Source organism: Paraclostridium dentum, assembly GCF_048568265.1.
In the GTDB taxonomy this organism is placed as follows: domain Bacteria; phylum Bacillota; class Clostridia; order Peptostreptococcales; family Peptostreptococcaceae; genus Paraclostridium; species Paraclostridium dentum.
Genome location: NZ_CP183813.1, coordinates 751,844 through 767,186, shown reverse-complemented (window position 1 = coordinate 767,186; position 15,343 = coordinate 751,844). Strand labels below are relative to the sequence as shown.

Annotated in this window: 14 protein-coding genes; 1 reads left to right on the top strand and 13 read right to left on the bottom strand. The window is 27.1% G+C overall.

The features are described from left to right. Positions 1-14 precede the first annotated feature (14 nt). From ACN6I1_RS03385 to ACN6I1_RS03330, 12 genes are all read right to left on the bottom strand, one after another. A complete protein-coding gene (locus tag ACN6I1_RS03385; RefSeq protein WP_419742712.1) occupies positions 15-1,013 on the bottom strand; it encodes a peptidylprolyl isomerase in 999 nt (332 codons plus the stop codon). Between the two features lie 304 nt (positions 1,014-1,317). Further along, positions 1,318-1,902 (bottom strand): GNAT family N-acetyltransferase, encoded by a 585-nt coding sequence (locus tag ACN6I1_RS03380; protein WP_419742711.1) that lies wholly within the window; start codon positions 1,900-1,902, stop codon positions 1,318-1,320. A 141-nt stretch (positions 1,903-2,043) separates the two neighbouring features. After that, complete coding sequence (locus ACN6I1_RS03375) at positions 2,044-3,744, bottom strand: ABC transporter ATP-binding protein (protein WP_021428775.1); 1,701 nt, start codon at positions 3,742-3,744, stop codon at positions 2,044-2,046. A gap of 123 nt (positions 3,745-3,867) precedes the next feature. Beyond that, positions 3,868-4,830: a siderophore ABC transporter substrate-binding protein gene (locus ACN6I1_RS03370; protein ID WP_419742710.1), complete on the bottom strand. Its 963-nt coding sequence runs from the start codon at positions 4,828-4,830 to the stop codon at positions 3,868-3,870. A gap of 56 nt (positions 4,831-4,886) precedes the next feature. Then, positions 4,887-5,642: an ABC transporter ATP-binding protein gene (locus ACN6I1_RS03365; RefSeq protein WP_053831199.1), complete on the bottom strand. Its 756-nt coding sequence runs from the start codon at positions 5,640-5,642 to the stop codon at positions 4,887-4,889. Continuing rightward, positions 5,639-6,634: an iron chelate uptake ABC transporter family permease subunit gene (locus ACN6I1_RS03360; RefSeq protein ID WP_419742709.1), complete on the bottom strand. Its 996-nt coding sequence runs from the start codon at positions 6,632-6,634 to the stop codon at positions 5,639-5,641. The genes ACN6I1_RS03365 and ACN6I1_RS03360 overlap by 4 nt, the downstream gene beginning before the upstream one ends. Continuing rightward, positions 6,621-7,577: an ABC transporter permease gene (locus ACN6I1_RS03355; protein ID WP_025162825.1), complete on the bottom strand. Its 957-nt coding sequence runs from the start codon at positions 7,575-7,577 to the stop codon at positions 6,621-6,623. The genes ACN6I1_RS03360 and ACN6I1_RS03355 overlap by 14 nt, the downstream gene beginning before the upstream one ends. A gap of 172 nt (positions 7,578-7,749) precedes the next feature. Next, positions 7,750-8,940 carry a MalY/PatB family protein gene (locus ACN6I1_RS03350; protein WP_419742708.1) on the bottom strand — a complete coding sequence of 397 codons (1,191 nt, stop codon included), beginning with the start codon at positions 8,938-8,940 and terminating at the stop codon, positions 7,750-7,752. A 2-nt stretch (positions 8,941-8,942) separates the two neighbouring features. Continuing rightward, positions 8,943-9,695, bottom strand: coding sequence for a MurR/RpiR family transcriptional regulator (locus tag ACN6I1_RS03345; RefSeq protein WP_021432225.1), 753 nt, complete (start codon positions 9,693-9,695; stop codon positions 8,943-8,945). A gap of 1 nt (position 9,696) precedes the next feature. Continuing rightward, positions 9,697-11,037 (bottom strand): PTS sugar transporter subunit IIC, encoded by a 1,341-nt coding sequence (locus ACN6I1_RS03340; protein WP_021428731.1) that lies wholly within the window; start codon positions 11,035-11,037, stop codon positions 9,697-9,699. Positions 11,038-11,189: 152 nt separating this feature from the next. After that, on the bottom strand, positions 11,190-11,930 hold the full coding sequence (locus tag ACN6I1_RS03335; protein WP_419742707.1) for a LytR/AlgR family response regulator transcription factor: 741 nt from the start codon (positions 11,928-11,930) through the stop codon (positions 11,190-11,192). A gap of 12 nt (positions 11,931-11,942) precedes the next feature. After that, positions 11,943-13,601, bottom strand: a complete 1,659-nt coding sequence (locus ACN6I1_RS03330) for a sensor histidine kinase (protein WP_029878132.1) — start codon at positions 13,599-13,601, stop codon at positions 11,943-11,945. Between the two features lie 235 nt (positions 13,602-13,836). Between ACN6I1_RS03330 and ACN6I1_RS03325 the strand changes: the two genes are divergently transcribed. Further along, complete coding sequence (locus ACN6I1_RS03325) at positions 13,837-14,181, top strand: hypothetical protein (protein WP_021432222.1); 345 nt, start codon at positions 13,837-13,839, stop codon at positions 14,179-14,181. A 46-nt stretch (positions 14,182-14,227) separates the two neighbouring features. Here ACN6I1_RS03325 and ACN6I1_RS03320 read toward each other — a convergent pair whose 3' ends face one another. Then, positions 14,228-15,166, bottom strand: a complete 939-nt coding sequence (locus tag ACN6I1_RS03320) for a dipeptidase (protein ID WP_419742706.1) — start codon at positions 15,164-15,166, stop codon at positions 14,228-14,230. Positions 15,167-15,343: the final 177 nt, after the last annotated feature.

Genomic DNA, 15,343 nt, shown 5'->3' with positions numbered 1-15,343 from the left:
ATTTTTAATAAATTTTATTTTTTAACATCTACTTTATATTCTTTTGTTAACTTATCAATTAAAGAGTTTTGTTTCTCTCCTACTAGTTGTTCTTTAAGCTTTTCTTTAACATCGTCAAAAGACATTTCTTTTTCTCCAGTTTTCTTTATTATATGGTATCCATATTGAGTTTCAACAATCTTCGGATATATTTCACCATTATTTAAAGTAAATGCAGCTTTTTCAAATTCAGCTACCATGTCACCTTTTCCAAAGTAACCTAAGTCACCTCCACTTTGAGCACTTCCATCTTCAGAGTACTTCTTAGCTAATTGAGCAAAGTCTCCTCCCTCTAAAGCTTGTTTTAATATATCTTCAGCTAACTTTTTATTTTCTTTTAACTTAGCATCATCTAGTTTTTTTCCATTTTCATCAGTATTCTTTATTAATATATGAGATGCACTTATCTGGTTAAAATCTTTTTTGTTTTTGTTGTAATAATCTTCAACCTGTTTATCTGTTACCTGGCTTTTTTCTTCTATATATTTAGCAGCTACAGCTTCTTTTTCTATAGACTTTCTCATTTCATCTTTAGTTATTCCAAACTGTTTTAAATAAGCTTCCTCATCCAAACCAAATGTTTTAGATATAGTAGCCATATAATTACTGTACTGAGCATCAATTGTTTTTTTGTCTAACTTAAATTTATTTTTAACTGCATCTTTATACAGCGTTTCTGTCGTCACTATGTGGTCTATCATATTTTGTTCATAATAATCTATTTCTTCATCAGTCATTTTAGTCTTGCCATTCATATAAAATAAAGGTTCCATTACATTTTTCAATTCTTTTTCCTTTATTTTTGTGTCTCCAATAGTTGCTATCACTTTATTTTCGCTATAATGCCTACTAGTTGCCGGTAAATCTCTTCCTTTTTCTTTTCCAAGATAAAATCCTGCTATCCCTATGCCAACTGCTAAAACGCCTGTAATTATCCATACTTTGTTACTTATATGTTTTTTTTCTTTATCCATATTTTTTTATGTACCTCCTAAAATTTATCTTCAACTATATTTTATAGTATAAATGTGAATTCCATATGAATGACCATAATTTTCCAATTCATATTGTATTATAGACAAGTTTTCTCAATATTAAATATAATTTTTTTTAAAATTATATTTACATTTTTTATTTTTTAAACTATAATAATATTCAGAATATTTATTGTAATTAAATGATTAATATAAATCCCCGTTTATATTTTAATTATTAAAATGCCCTTAAAAAAAGTATGAATTTAATTCATACTTTTTTTATGTCTATTTTTAATTTTAATTAATCTAAATACCTAGATAATATATAATTTTTTCTATACAATTCATACTTGTCACATTTTATCATTTTTATAGTATTTGAAATTTTCATCTTTTTATCTAAAGTGCTTACATATCTAAAGCCTAAGCTTTCTAAAGATTTTCTTGTTCTAGGATTTTCTTCATATGTAGTTGCTGTTATTTTTTCTAAATTTAAAACCTTAAATCCATACATTAGGGAATACTTAGTCAAATCTGTTGCTATATCATTTCCCCAGTAAATAGGGTTTATACATATACCAATCTCAGCCTCTTTATCTTTGTCAGACACATTGTTAAGACCTATATTCCCAATTAATTTATTGTTTTTTTTATCTATTATAGCCCAGTGATTTACATTTCCTTTTTTATAACTATTTATAAAATAATTTCTTATAAATCTTTTTGTCTCAACTATTGATTTATGAGTTTTTATAGGTAAATATTTAACTACTTTTTCCTGGCTGTAATACTCAAACATACTTATTGCATCTTCTACACATATAGGTCTTAATATATATTTATCAGTTTCTATTATTTTCATTTGAGGATATATAGAATCTTTCATTAATAGTTCCCTCCTTAAAATAATTAATACTCTTTTATATGCATATATGTTTTTAGATGTTAATCTATTCATAAAATTTCACGTTCTTTAAACGCAAAAAAGCATAAGATAAATTATATTTACCTTATGCTTAAGTATTTTTTATTTTCTATGAAGTTTTGAGTATACTCCGCCTTTTTCAATTAATTCTTTATGAGTTCCTCTTTCTTCTATTCCATTTTGAGTTAAGACTATTATTTCATCTGCACTTTGTATAGTTGATAACCTATGAGCTACAACTAAATTCGTTCTATCTTTTCCTAATTCTTCTAAAGATTTTTGTATTTCTTGTTCTGTTACATTATCAAGAGCTGATGTAGCTTCATCTAATATCATTATAGGTGGATTTTTAAGGAATATTCTAGCTATAGATATTCTTTGCTTTTGGCCACCTGAAAGCTTAATTCCTCTCTCCCCTACGTAAGTATCATATCCGTTTGGAAGTGTCATTATAAAGTCATGTATTCTAGCTTTTTTACATGCATCTATAACTTCTTTGTCAGTTGCACCTGACTTTCCGATTATTATATTTTCTTTTATTGTACCTGTAAATAAAAATACATCTTGAGCTACTACACCTATATTTGTTCTTAATGAATTTAAGCTAACATCTTTTACACTAATTCCATCAATTTTTATATCTCCTTCTTCAAAATCAAAGAATCTAGGTATAAGATTACATAAAGTAGTTTTCCCTCCACCAGATGGACCAACTAATGCTACAGTCTTACCAGCTTCTACAGATAAGCTTAAGTTCTTAAATACTTCATTGTCATCTTCATAAGTAAACGAAACATTTTCTATTTCTATATTTCCTTTAACATCTTTAAGTTCTATAGGATTTTTAGCTTCTTTTTCAGTTTCTTCATTTATAATTTCTGAAAATCTTTCAAATCCTGTCATACCATTTTGGTATTGCTCTGTAAAGTTTATTAATTTTCTAATTGGTTGTATAAATAAATTTACATAAAGAAGATATGCTGCAAAATCTCCTAAGTTTATATAGTTCATATAAGTAAAGTATCCAGCCACTATTAAAACAACTAGGTTTAATATATCTATAAATAAGAACATTCCTGAGAAGTACTCTGCCATAACTTTGTATGCGCCTTCTCTAGCATGTCTAAATATATCATTAGACTCATTAAACTTTTCTAACTCCTCTTTTTCTGTACAGAATGATTTAGTAACTCTCATACCTGCTATACTATTTTCTAATGTAGCATTTACATCTCCTGTTTTAACTCTTGTGTCCATAAATGCTTTTGACATTCTTTTTCTTTGAGTTACAGCATACAAAATTATAAATGGCAATATCGCAAAAATGATTAATGTAAGAGGTACATTTATTCCTAATAATATTAAGAATGAACCTATTAACATAACTAATGACACAAATAAATCTTCCGGTCCATGATGTGCTAATTCTGAAACTTCCATAAGGTCATTTATGATTCTAGACATTATAACCCCAGATTTATTATCATTGAAATATGAATTAGGAAGCTTTTGTAAATGAGTAAATACATAACTTCTCATATCAGCTTGCATTCTAACACCTACAACGTGTCCCCAGTACTGCATAAAATAATTTAATCCTGCTTTTACTATAAATATTAATAGTAATGTAACTGCAAATACAATTAACATCCTTGAATCCTTATTTGGTACAACTTCATTCATTATATTTCTAGTTATCATTGGATAAACTAGGTCACATAAAGCTACAGCAAATGCAGCTATTAAATCAAGTATGAATAATTTTTTATATGGCTTGTAATATTTTATAAATTCTTTTAACATACCATCCCTCCTTGTCTATACTATTATATACCCAATTTGAGTATATGTAATTACAAAAATTAATATTAATAGAAATTTAAAAGTTGTATGAAAACTGCATAGTTTACATACAACTTTTTTATATTATTTATTATCTATCGCTTTATCTACTTCATCTAACATAGTATTTGTAGATATAAATCCACCATCACTTAAGTACCAAGAATGAGTATCTAAGTATACTATGTTGCCATTTTTAGCAGCATTAGTTTTATTTACTAAATCATTATTTAATATCTCTTTAGCTGGCTTTTGATTTTTATCACTTGCTATAACTGATTTATCTATAACAAATATATAATCAGCATCTTGACTTGATACGTACTCAAATGATATATCTTGACCATGGTCTGCAGATTTTAAATTACTATCCGTATTTTTGAATCCAAGATTATTATAAATCATTCCAAATCTTGAATCAGATCCGAAAGCACTTAAATTTCCATCACTTACCATTAATGTTGTTGCTTTGTATCCATTTTTAGTAACTTCTTTATTTATATCTTCTATTTTTTCATTTATTTTCTTTAATTCTGAATCTACTTGGTCCTCTTTATTAAATATGTCTCCTAATACTTTCATGTTATGTGTAAAAGATTCCATATATTTTCCATCTTCTTTAGCTAAAGATATCGTTGGAGCTATTTCACTTAACTTATCATAGAAACTATGTTGTCTTCCATTTATTATTATTAAATCTGGTTTAAGTTCGTTTATTTTTTCTAAATCTGGATCTTTAAGTCCGCCTACATTTGCGTATTCACTAGATTCATATTGACTTAAGTAAGGTGGCATAGATGAACTTTGAGCCGTTCCTACTACACCTTCTACTCCTAAAGTTTTTATAGCATCTAATGCTGCATAGTCAAATACTACTACCTTTTTAGGGTTTTCTTTTACCTCTGTTGTTCCAAGTGCATGTTCAATTTTTATAACATGATTGTTTTGTTCGCTAGTTTTATCATTTTTCTTAGATCCAAATAATAATGTTCCTCCTATTAAACCAACTATAACAATTCCTGATATTAACGCCACTTTTTTGTTCATTTTTCTTTTCTCCTTTTTTATAATGATTATCTTTATCAGTTAATATTTAAATTTTTTTAGAAATAAACACAAATCCTATCTCCATTTATTTCTCTAATATCAAATTCCATATCATATATACCTTCTAAAACTTCTTTATTGATTATATCTTGTGTTTTCCCGTGATTAGCAATTTTACCATCTTTCAATGCTACTATATAGTCAGAATAACAAGATGTGTAATTTATGTCATGCATAACTAATACAACAGTTTTCCCTAATTCATCACATAAGTTTCTAAGAACTTTCATCATTTCAACAGAATGTTTCATATCTAAGTTATTAAGTGGTTCATCTAGAAATACATATTCAGTGTTTTGTGCTATTACCATCGCTATGTAGGCCCTTTGTCTTTGACCTCCACTTAATTCATCTAAATATTTGTTTTGAATATCTTTTAATTTCATAAAATCTATAGCTTCATCTATATATTTTTCATCTTCTTTTGTTAATCTGCCTTCGCTATGAGGGTATCTTCCAAAGCTAACTAGCTCTCTAATTGTAAGTTTTAAATTTATATTATTTGATTGTTTTAATATAGCTATTTTTTTAGACAACTCTTTGTTATCCCACTCTTCTAATCTCTTGCCATCTATTAGAACTTCTCCGTTATCCTTTTTCATTAGCCTAGTTATCATCGATAAAACTGTACTCTTTCCAGCTCCATTTGGACCTATAAATGAAGTTATCTTGCCTTTTTCTATATTTATAGATACCTTATCAACAACATTTTTATTTGAATATTTTTTTATTAAGTTCTCTACTTGTATCATTGATTTTTACTCTCCTTTAATAACAAGTATATAAAGTATAACCCACCTATAAAATTGATAATTACACTTATAGTAGTTGTAAATGTGAATACTCTTTCTACTAAAAACTGACCTACTACTAAAGTTAATATACTTATTAAAATTGATGCACTTATCAAGTATGTGTGCTTGTATGTTTTAAATAACTGCTTTGCTACATTTACAACCAAAAGTCCTAAAAAGGTTATAGGTCCAACTAAAGCAGTTGATATTGAAACTAACATAGCCACAACTATTATTAATTTTTTTACAGCTTTATCATAATTTACACCTAAATTTATTGCATGATCTTTTCCCAAGGATATTACATCTAACATTTTAAGTTCATCATATATAAATGGTATAATAGCTATAATCATTATTACTGACATCATCAAGATTTCGGTATTTACATTACTAAAACTAGCATATAAACTATTTTGAAGCGCAGCATATTCATTTGGATCTATCACTACTTGCATAAATGTAGACATACTTTTAAATAAGGTTCCAAATATCATACCAACAAGTAGTAAGAAAAACACATTATTGTTAGATCTTTCAAATAGTTTTTTGTAAAGAACAAAAGATGCTAAAATCATTAGTGATGATGATAATAAAAAATTAGAACTTTTGTTAGTTATAAATGAGCTTTCCACTCCTAATAAAAATACTATTACCGTTTGAATTAAAACATATAATGAGTCTAATCCTAGTACACTTGGCGTTAGTATATTATTATTTGTTATAGTTTGAAATATGATTGATGAAAAAGCTATACATCCCCCAGTTATAACAATTGCTATAAGTTTAGGTATCCTTTGGCTCATAGCATAATCTATATGATCAAAATTAACTCCTACAGTTAAAAATAATGCTGAAAAAATTACGATTAGAACCCCTAATATGTATAGTTTACTTTTTAAGTTTATCTTTATATTTATCTCTTTTTCTAAAGTGCTAAGCTGTTGCATGATTTCCCCTCCTTAAAATCATAAAAAGGAATATTATACTTCCAATAGCTCCAACCGTAAGCCCTATCGGAATTTCATATGGATATATGACAGTCCTTGAAAATATATCACATACTAAAACAAATATTGCTCCAAATAACCCAGTATGCCATATGCTATCCTTTAAGTTATCACCTTTGTACATAGATACTATATTTGGTACTATCAAGCCTATAAAAGGTATACTTCCCGCTGTTATAACTACACAAACTGTTACAATTGCTACTATCATAAGACCTAAGTTAACAACTTTATTGTAATTAAGACCTAAATTAGTAGCAAAATCTTCACCCATTCCTGCTATTGTAAATTTATTTGCATATATGTAAGCCATTATTATGCATGGTATTGTTATGTATAGCATTTCATAATTTCCTTTTATTATCATAGAAAAGTTACCTTGCATCCAAGCAGTTATATCTTGCATAAGATTGTATTTATACGCTATAAAAGTAGTTGCAGAACCTATAATGTTTCCAAACATTATACCTATCAATGGAACAAATACAGCATTTTTAAACTTTAAACTTTTTAAAATCTTCATAAAAATAAAAGTTCCTGCAAGTGCAAAAGCAAATGATGCTATCATTTTTCCAGCTAATCCTGTGCTTGGTATAATCAACATTGCAAATACCAATCCCAATTGAGCTGAATCAATTGTTGCACCCGTTGTAGGTGAAACAAATTTATTTCGACTTACCTGTTGCATTATTAATCCGCATATACTCATCCCTAATCCCGCCAACAGTATACTCACAAGTCTAGGAACTCTGCTTATAAAAAATATATCAACTTTTTCTTTATTGTAACTTACAATATCCATTAAAGTTATATCGTTAACTCCTATAAACAAAGAGGTTATTGACAATAATATTAATATAATTAATAAGTATCTTTTTTTCATTAGTTTACTCTCTCTTTCTGAAACTAGTTAATTATTGATAATAGTTTTCATTACTTGTTTTATATTTTACTGATAATAGTTATCACTGTCAATATTATTTTTAAAATTTATGTATAATTTTTAATTTTTTTAAAATTCATTTAGTAGTTTCACATAAAAAAAGAAGCCATAACTAAGTTACAACTTCTTTTTTTACAAACTCATCATAAAATTTATTAAGTTCTCTCATTGATTTTTCAATTATAGTTTTACTAGTTGCTATATTTATACGTATATATCCATTTTCACTATCAACAAACCTTGTTCCACTTTCTATTAATACTCCACTTTCTCTAGCAAGCTTTTCAACAAACTCTAAACTATCATTAACTTTATTCAATCTAACCCAAACTAAATATCCAGATTCTGGAGTCATTACTTCTATTCCTTCGTTGTCTAATAAAAGTTCTACAATTTTTAAGTTTTCTTTTATATTTTCTCTCAATGAATCTACCCAATTATGTCCATATTCATAACAAGCTACTAAAAATTCGTATCCCACTCTGTTTATTTCTAATTTGTTTTTAAGAAATGTATTTTTTATTTTATCATTAAGTATTTTATTTTTTATTAGTAAATACGAACCACACACTCCAGCTAAATTAAAAGTCTTGTTTGGAGATGAACTAATTATTATATTTTCATAATCTTTTTCAAAATTTATTAAAGAAATAAATTTTTTATCATTTAATACCAAGTCGCTATGAACTTCATCTGATAATAAAAAAACATTATATTTTTTGCATATATATACTAACTTATTTAGTTCATCGTAATTCCATACCCTTCCAGATGGATTATGTGGATTACACATCAATACACATTTTATGTCATTCTTAATTATATTGGATTCAAGTTCATCAAAATCAATATAGTATCTGTTTTTTATATTTTTTAATGGTTGCTTAATAAGATTTAGTTCATTGTTTTCCACTATATCTCTAAACGGTCCATACACTGGAGTAAAAATCAAAACACTATCATTTTTATTTAGTAAAGTTTTAGCTACTAAATTCATAGATGCCAAAGTCCCTATTCCAGGTAATATTATATTTTTATCAATCTCTATATCATTTATTTTTTTATACCAATTAACTATAGATTCATTAAATTTTTCTAAAACATCAAAATATCCAAAATCACCTTTTTGTATAAATCCCATAAAATTATTAGTTATTTCAATTGGCAATTTATAGTCCATATCAGCTATAAATAGTGGATAAAATGGACTTTTAAATCCTGGAAACCTTCTATTTATATAATCCTCATTCCACTTTTTAGATCCATTTTCTTTTCTACATAATATATCTTCAAAATCATACATGGCTATACCTTCTTCTTGTATTTTTCTATAAACCTTTTTATAAGCATATCCATAGCTATATGAAAGTTAAGTCTTGTATCAATGTCTGTGTCAGAATCTTGAGTGCACCCTGTGTAAATTTTATATTTACACATTCTTTCAAAAGTAGAACCCCTTGTTTCCGTTATCAATACAACATCTATTTCTTTCAAATTAGCTTCGACCAAAACTTCAAGTAACTCAGGTGTTTCTCCACTTCTTGAAAGTATTATAACTAAATCTTCTTCTTTTTTTAATATGCGGCTTGATAGTCTCATAAATCTTGAGTCATCGTGCTGTTCAGCTGGAATACCTAAAAGTTGTAACTTTATTTGAAAGATCTTTCCTAGATAATTGCTCATTCCCATACCGTAAATATTAATTTTTTTGCAGCTATTCATTTTGTCAATTATCTCATCACTTATAGATTCTGATACTAAACTATATGTATCTATCATAAGGTTTACAAAATCATTATTCAAAACAGTATTTTCATTTGAACTTTTTTCATTTCTTTTAAAATAATCATCTTTAAATTGGATGAAACTATCATATCCTAATTTTTCTGATAGTCTATGGACACTTGTATTACTAACTGAAAACTCATTTGCAATGTTCGCTATAGTAAACTTTTTATAAGTAAATTTGCTTTTATTTTCTAATAAATCATGTAATAAGTCTTTTTCTAATTTGCTTAAATTTCTAGCATTTAGTGAAATCTTTTTATTTAAATTCATGTTATAACGCCCATTCATCATCTTCAGAATCTGATTCTGAATTATTTTCTTCAACTTCTAGTTCTTCTTTTCTATATTGATTATCTAGTGCTTTTACAAATGGTAAGTATATTAAAGTAGATGCAACTATAGCTATCAATTGAATCAATGCTCCTTGCCATCCACTAACTAATAACCCACTTATTATAGGTGGTGTCGTCCAAGGTGCTATAACTCCATTAAACGGTAGCATGAATTGTAATTTCATAGCTAAGTAAGCTATCAATACTGATACTATAGGTGCTAAAGTAACCGGTACTAACATTAATGGATTTAATATAATCGGAGTACCAAATATAAGTGGCTCATTTATATTAAATAAAGATGGAACTGCCCCTAATTTTGACATCATCTTTAATCTTTGAGATCTTGCAACTATAAGCATAGCAACTACTAGCCCTATAGTCATACCTGCTCCACCTATTGTAGCAAATTGATCTATCATTTGTATTGTTCCTACATTTGCATTTTCAAATGTAAGATGTCCAGCTTTAAATAGTTCTAAATTCTCTATAGCATTAGCATTTAATAAAGGATTAACTATTGAGTTAACTACAGTAGGATGTATTCCAAACCACCATAATAATCCATTTAATCCTGCCACTACAGTTATAGCTTCTACTGATGAAGTTAACCCTTGTAATGGAACTTGTAATACAGTGTATATAAAGTCATGCATTGTAGTTCCCATAAATAAGAATATTCCATTTAATATTAGTGAAATTAAAACTACTATAGTCCCTGGTACTAAAGCTGTAAATGACTTACTTACCATTTCTGGGACATTACTTGGAAGCTTAATCACTATTTTCTTATCAATTGCAAATCTATAAATTTCTGTAGATAATATACTCATTATAATTGCAGTTATAACTCCTCTAGCACCTAACCAAACCATAGGAATAACTTTATTCACAAATTCTCCGGCATCTGTTGTCATAGATTTAGGAGTTACTATCATATAAGCTACTAAAGATATTATCATTACAGATAAACTATCTAACTTATAATCTTCAGCCAGTTTATATGATAACGTTCCAGCTAACATGACTCCCATCAAATCAAATGTAGCTCTATAACCTGGCTCTAAATAAGCTCCCCAGTTTGCCCCAAATATGTTAGCCATAAATTCTGCATATCCACTTACAGGAAAATCTGCTATTAATAAAAATATAGACCCTATTATTGTAAGAGGCATTATAGCAAAGAATCCTGAACGTAATGCTTTTATATAACGTAAATTTGAAAATTTAGCTACTTTTGGTACCATTTTTTCTTCTATAAATTGTGTTACTTTTTCCATGGTTATATCCTCCTGTCGAATTTTGTTAACGTTTTCTTTAAATTTATTTTACTGGAATTTTTTCTAATTGTACATTTCTTTTTCCGGAATATTTTCCATAAATTCAGATATAAAATCATATAAAAAAAGATACTAAATTTCTTTAGTACCTCTTATATGTGCATAGTATTTCTAAATTCTTTTATATTGCTTCTGCTAACTGGAATTTCTTTTTTTATATCATTTAACTTCAGTATATATGTACTATTAAACCAAGGTATAATTTCTTTAATCTTATTTATATTAACAATGTAAGATCTATGCGTTTTAAAAAATTGATTACTCGGTAAACTTTTGAAAAACTCAGAAATAGAGCTTTTAACTATATATTCATTTTCTTTTGTATAAACTATTGTTTCTCTTTCGTTTGCTTCGCAGTAATATATATCATCAAATTTTAAAACTATAATTTTATCATTTTTCCACATCGTTATTGTATCTTGCATATCGCTTTTTTCTTCTAAATTTTGTTCTCTTTTTAAAACCTTTTCATTTTCTTCACAGTCTTTTAGCTTATTTAATGTATTTATTATTCTCTGATCCGAATAAGGCTTTAAGACATAATCAAATGCTTCTAATTCAAATGCCTCCACTGCATGTTCTTTATAAGCTGTTATAAACACGATTTTAGGTTTATACTTGAACTGATTTATAGTCTTAGCTAGCAATATACCATCTAACATAGGTATATTTATATCTAAAAATATAACATCTATGCTATTTTCTTGTATAAATTTTAAAACATCTATTCCATTATCAAATTCACTTACAATTTCAATATTACTATGATTTTTAATAAAATATTTTAGTTCTTCTCTTGCTGGAAATTCATCTTCTACGATAATACACTTCATTATTAAATCCTCCTATATTGAAAATTCTATTTTTGTACCTGGATTTAGTCTTTTTATACTTAAGCCTTTGCCATACATAAGTTTCATTCTTAAATGTACATTATAAAGTCCAATTTTATTTTCTGGCATATTTCCATTTTTAACTTTTTTTATTATATCTTCATCTATCGTTACTCCATCATTTTCTACACTTATATATATTTTATTAGTTTTATTTTTAACACTAATTTTAACAGTTCCATGACCTCCATTAGCTCTTATTCCATGTATAATTGCATTTTCAACTAATGGTTGAATTATTAAACTCGGTATTTTTATATTAACATCTTCATCTATATCATAAATTACATTTAACTTATCTCCAAATCTTGCTTTTTCGATTTCAACATATGCTTTCACTTGCTCTAATTCTTTTTTTATATCTATAGTCGTGTCACTAAACTCTAAATTATATCTTAGAAAAGTAGCTAAATTTATAATTAAATTTCTAGCTATATCTGGATTTATTCGTATAAATGAAGTTATTGTGTTTAATGCATTAAATAAAAAATGTGGATTTATTTGAGTTTGTAATGCCTTTATTTCAGCTTTATTTGCTGCCTCTTTCATTTGCTCAACCTTAGATATTTCCATCAATGTAGATATCATTTGAGATAACCCAATAGCTAATGCTTGTCTAGATTCTGTTATTTCACGTTGCTTTGAGTAGTATATTTTTAACGTTCCTACAGTTTCATCATTTTCTTTTAAGGGAATTATCATAGCTGTTTTTAAAGGAGTCTTTTTATCGACTAAATATTCTTCTTGTTCTTCTTTTATATATATAATTTCACCTTTAATAATACATTCTTTAGTTATATTGCTTAAAGTCTTATTGTTATTTTTAAAATAGTCTTCTCCTATTCCAACATAAGACAATACAACCTTCCTATCTGTAATCGATACAGCATCAGCATCTATATCATTTTTTATTATTTCACAAACTTTATTTAATGAGTTTTTATTCATATTCCTAAAATATGGAAGTGTTTTGTTTGCTATATCAAGTGATAACTTTGCTTGTTGCGCTGCAATTTCTTCTTTTTCTCTTCTTAAACTCTGCAAAATAGATATTAAAAAACCTATTCCAACCTGCCCTATCATCATAGGTATATATATGTGCCTAACAATAGATACTGCGATATCATAAGGTCTTGATAATATTAAAATTATTTCCATACTCATGCTTTCAACAAACATTCCGCATATTATTCCAACCACCCATTTTTTATCACTATCTACTCTATTGCATAAATATCCTGATAAAACACCTGCCAACACACTCGTTAAAAAGCAAGGTATTGCTGTTATCCCGTTTATATCAATTAAAAACCTATGAACTCCTGCAATAATGCCTGCTGTAACCCCTACTATAGGTCCAAACAACATTCCTCCTGAAACTATCGCAATATTTCGTACATTTGCCATAGAGCCATCCACATCTATTCCAAGGTACGTTCCTACAATAGCAAGAAAGCTAAATACACCTGAAATTATAATTAAATTTCTTTTATTATTTTGCTCACTTTTTAATATATTCTTTAAGATTTTAATTTTACTCATTAAAATTAAAATCACTATTAGAAAACTAGTTTTTTCTAGTAAATTAAGTACGATTCCTTCTCCTGCCATAAAAACCTCTCTCAATAAAATTTCATACATATTAATTATATAATAGGAATTAAAAAGAGTATATATTCACATTTATTAACTTGTATTTTAAACACATTTTTAATTACAATTTCGTAACCGTAAGTAACAACGGTGTAACTGTTATCTATATTTTTTCTATGGTAATATTTAAATATAGAAAGACATAAGCAATTATACTTAAATAAATATTATATAAAGAAAAGGGGTTTTACATATGAAAAAATCAATCTTAGTTTTATCAATATTAGTTGGAGGACTATTTTTAGTAAATCCTACTCATGAAATAACTTTTGCTCAAGAAAATAATAATCAAGCAACTGTTCAAAAACAACATACATTAACTCAAGCTGATGCACAACAGCTTTTAATAAATAATAATGACAAAGTAAATTACATATTCCAAGGAACTTCAGATAATTTTAAAGCTTTACAAGACAAAGGTTTAAAAGGATACGTATTCTTACCAGATGTTGAAACTGATATGGGATATTTCGTTGACCAAGATACTAGTCATATTTACTATTTCCACCCAAGTGGATATTTAGAGTTAATAAAATAGACACTCAAAAACAGGCTCATTCTATTAAATAGAATGAGCCTGTTTTTTACATTACATCTTTAATTACTCTAAGTGCATTTTTATAAAAAATCTTTTCTATCTCATCAACTTTAAAACCTTCTTTTTCCAACTGTATTGCAAGCTTATTCATTTCACTTGAATTTTTAATTTCAACAGGAGACTCTATTCCATCAAAATCTGAACCAAGTGCTATTACATCTATTCCCCCTACATTTCTCATATGTTTTATATGTCTTACCATATCACTGATCATAGTCATAGGAGTTTCACCTATAAATGCACTACAGAAGTTTATTCCAGTTATACCTCCTGCATTTGCTAATATCTTAATCATTTCATCAGTTAAGTTTCTACTATGTTTAGTCATTTCTCTTGAATTTGAGTGAGTTGCAATAAATGGTTTTTTAGATATCTTTGCTACATCATAAAAGCCTGCATCAGATAAATGTGATACATCTACAACCATACCTAAATCATTCATATTTTCAACAACTTCAATTCCAAATGGTTTTAATCCCTTAGTTGCATTTTCTGGCTTTATATGTGGATACCCAATTTCATTCTCATGGTTCCATGTTAATGTAATCATTCTAACGCCAAGGTCATAGAATTTTTTCAAATTTTCTATATTTCCCTCTAAAACAGCACCTTCCTCTATTGCTAAAAGTGCGCTCATTTTACCTTCTTTTTCATTTTTTATTATTTCTGTATAGTTAGTAGCTAAGCCTATAAATTCATTATTTAATTTTATCTCTTCATGGAATTTATTTGCCATATTCATACAGTGCTTATATGCATTTTTATGTTCATCAATATCAACATATAATGCAAATGTCTGAGCTAAACAGTTACCTTCTTTTAGTTTTTTTATATCTATGCAGTGTTCATTTTGACTTAAATTACTTCCACCTTTTCCTAACATTAATAAATCTATCGTATCGCAATGTAAATCTATAAATTTCACTTAAAATACCCCCAAATATTATTTTATTCATATACTAATATTATAGGTTTAGTTCCTTTAAATATCTATAATAAATATAAATGTCAATGATTGATGTTTTTAATATTATTTTCTTTTAATATTATAGTTGCTATATATAGGAGCTTTAGCTATATTTAAAGTATAAGATAAATAATT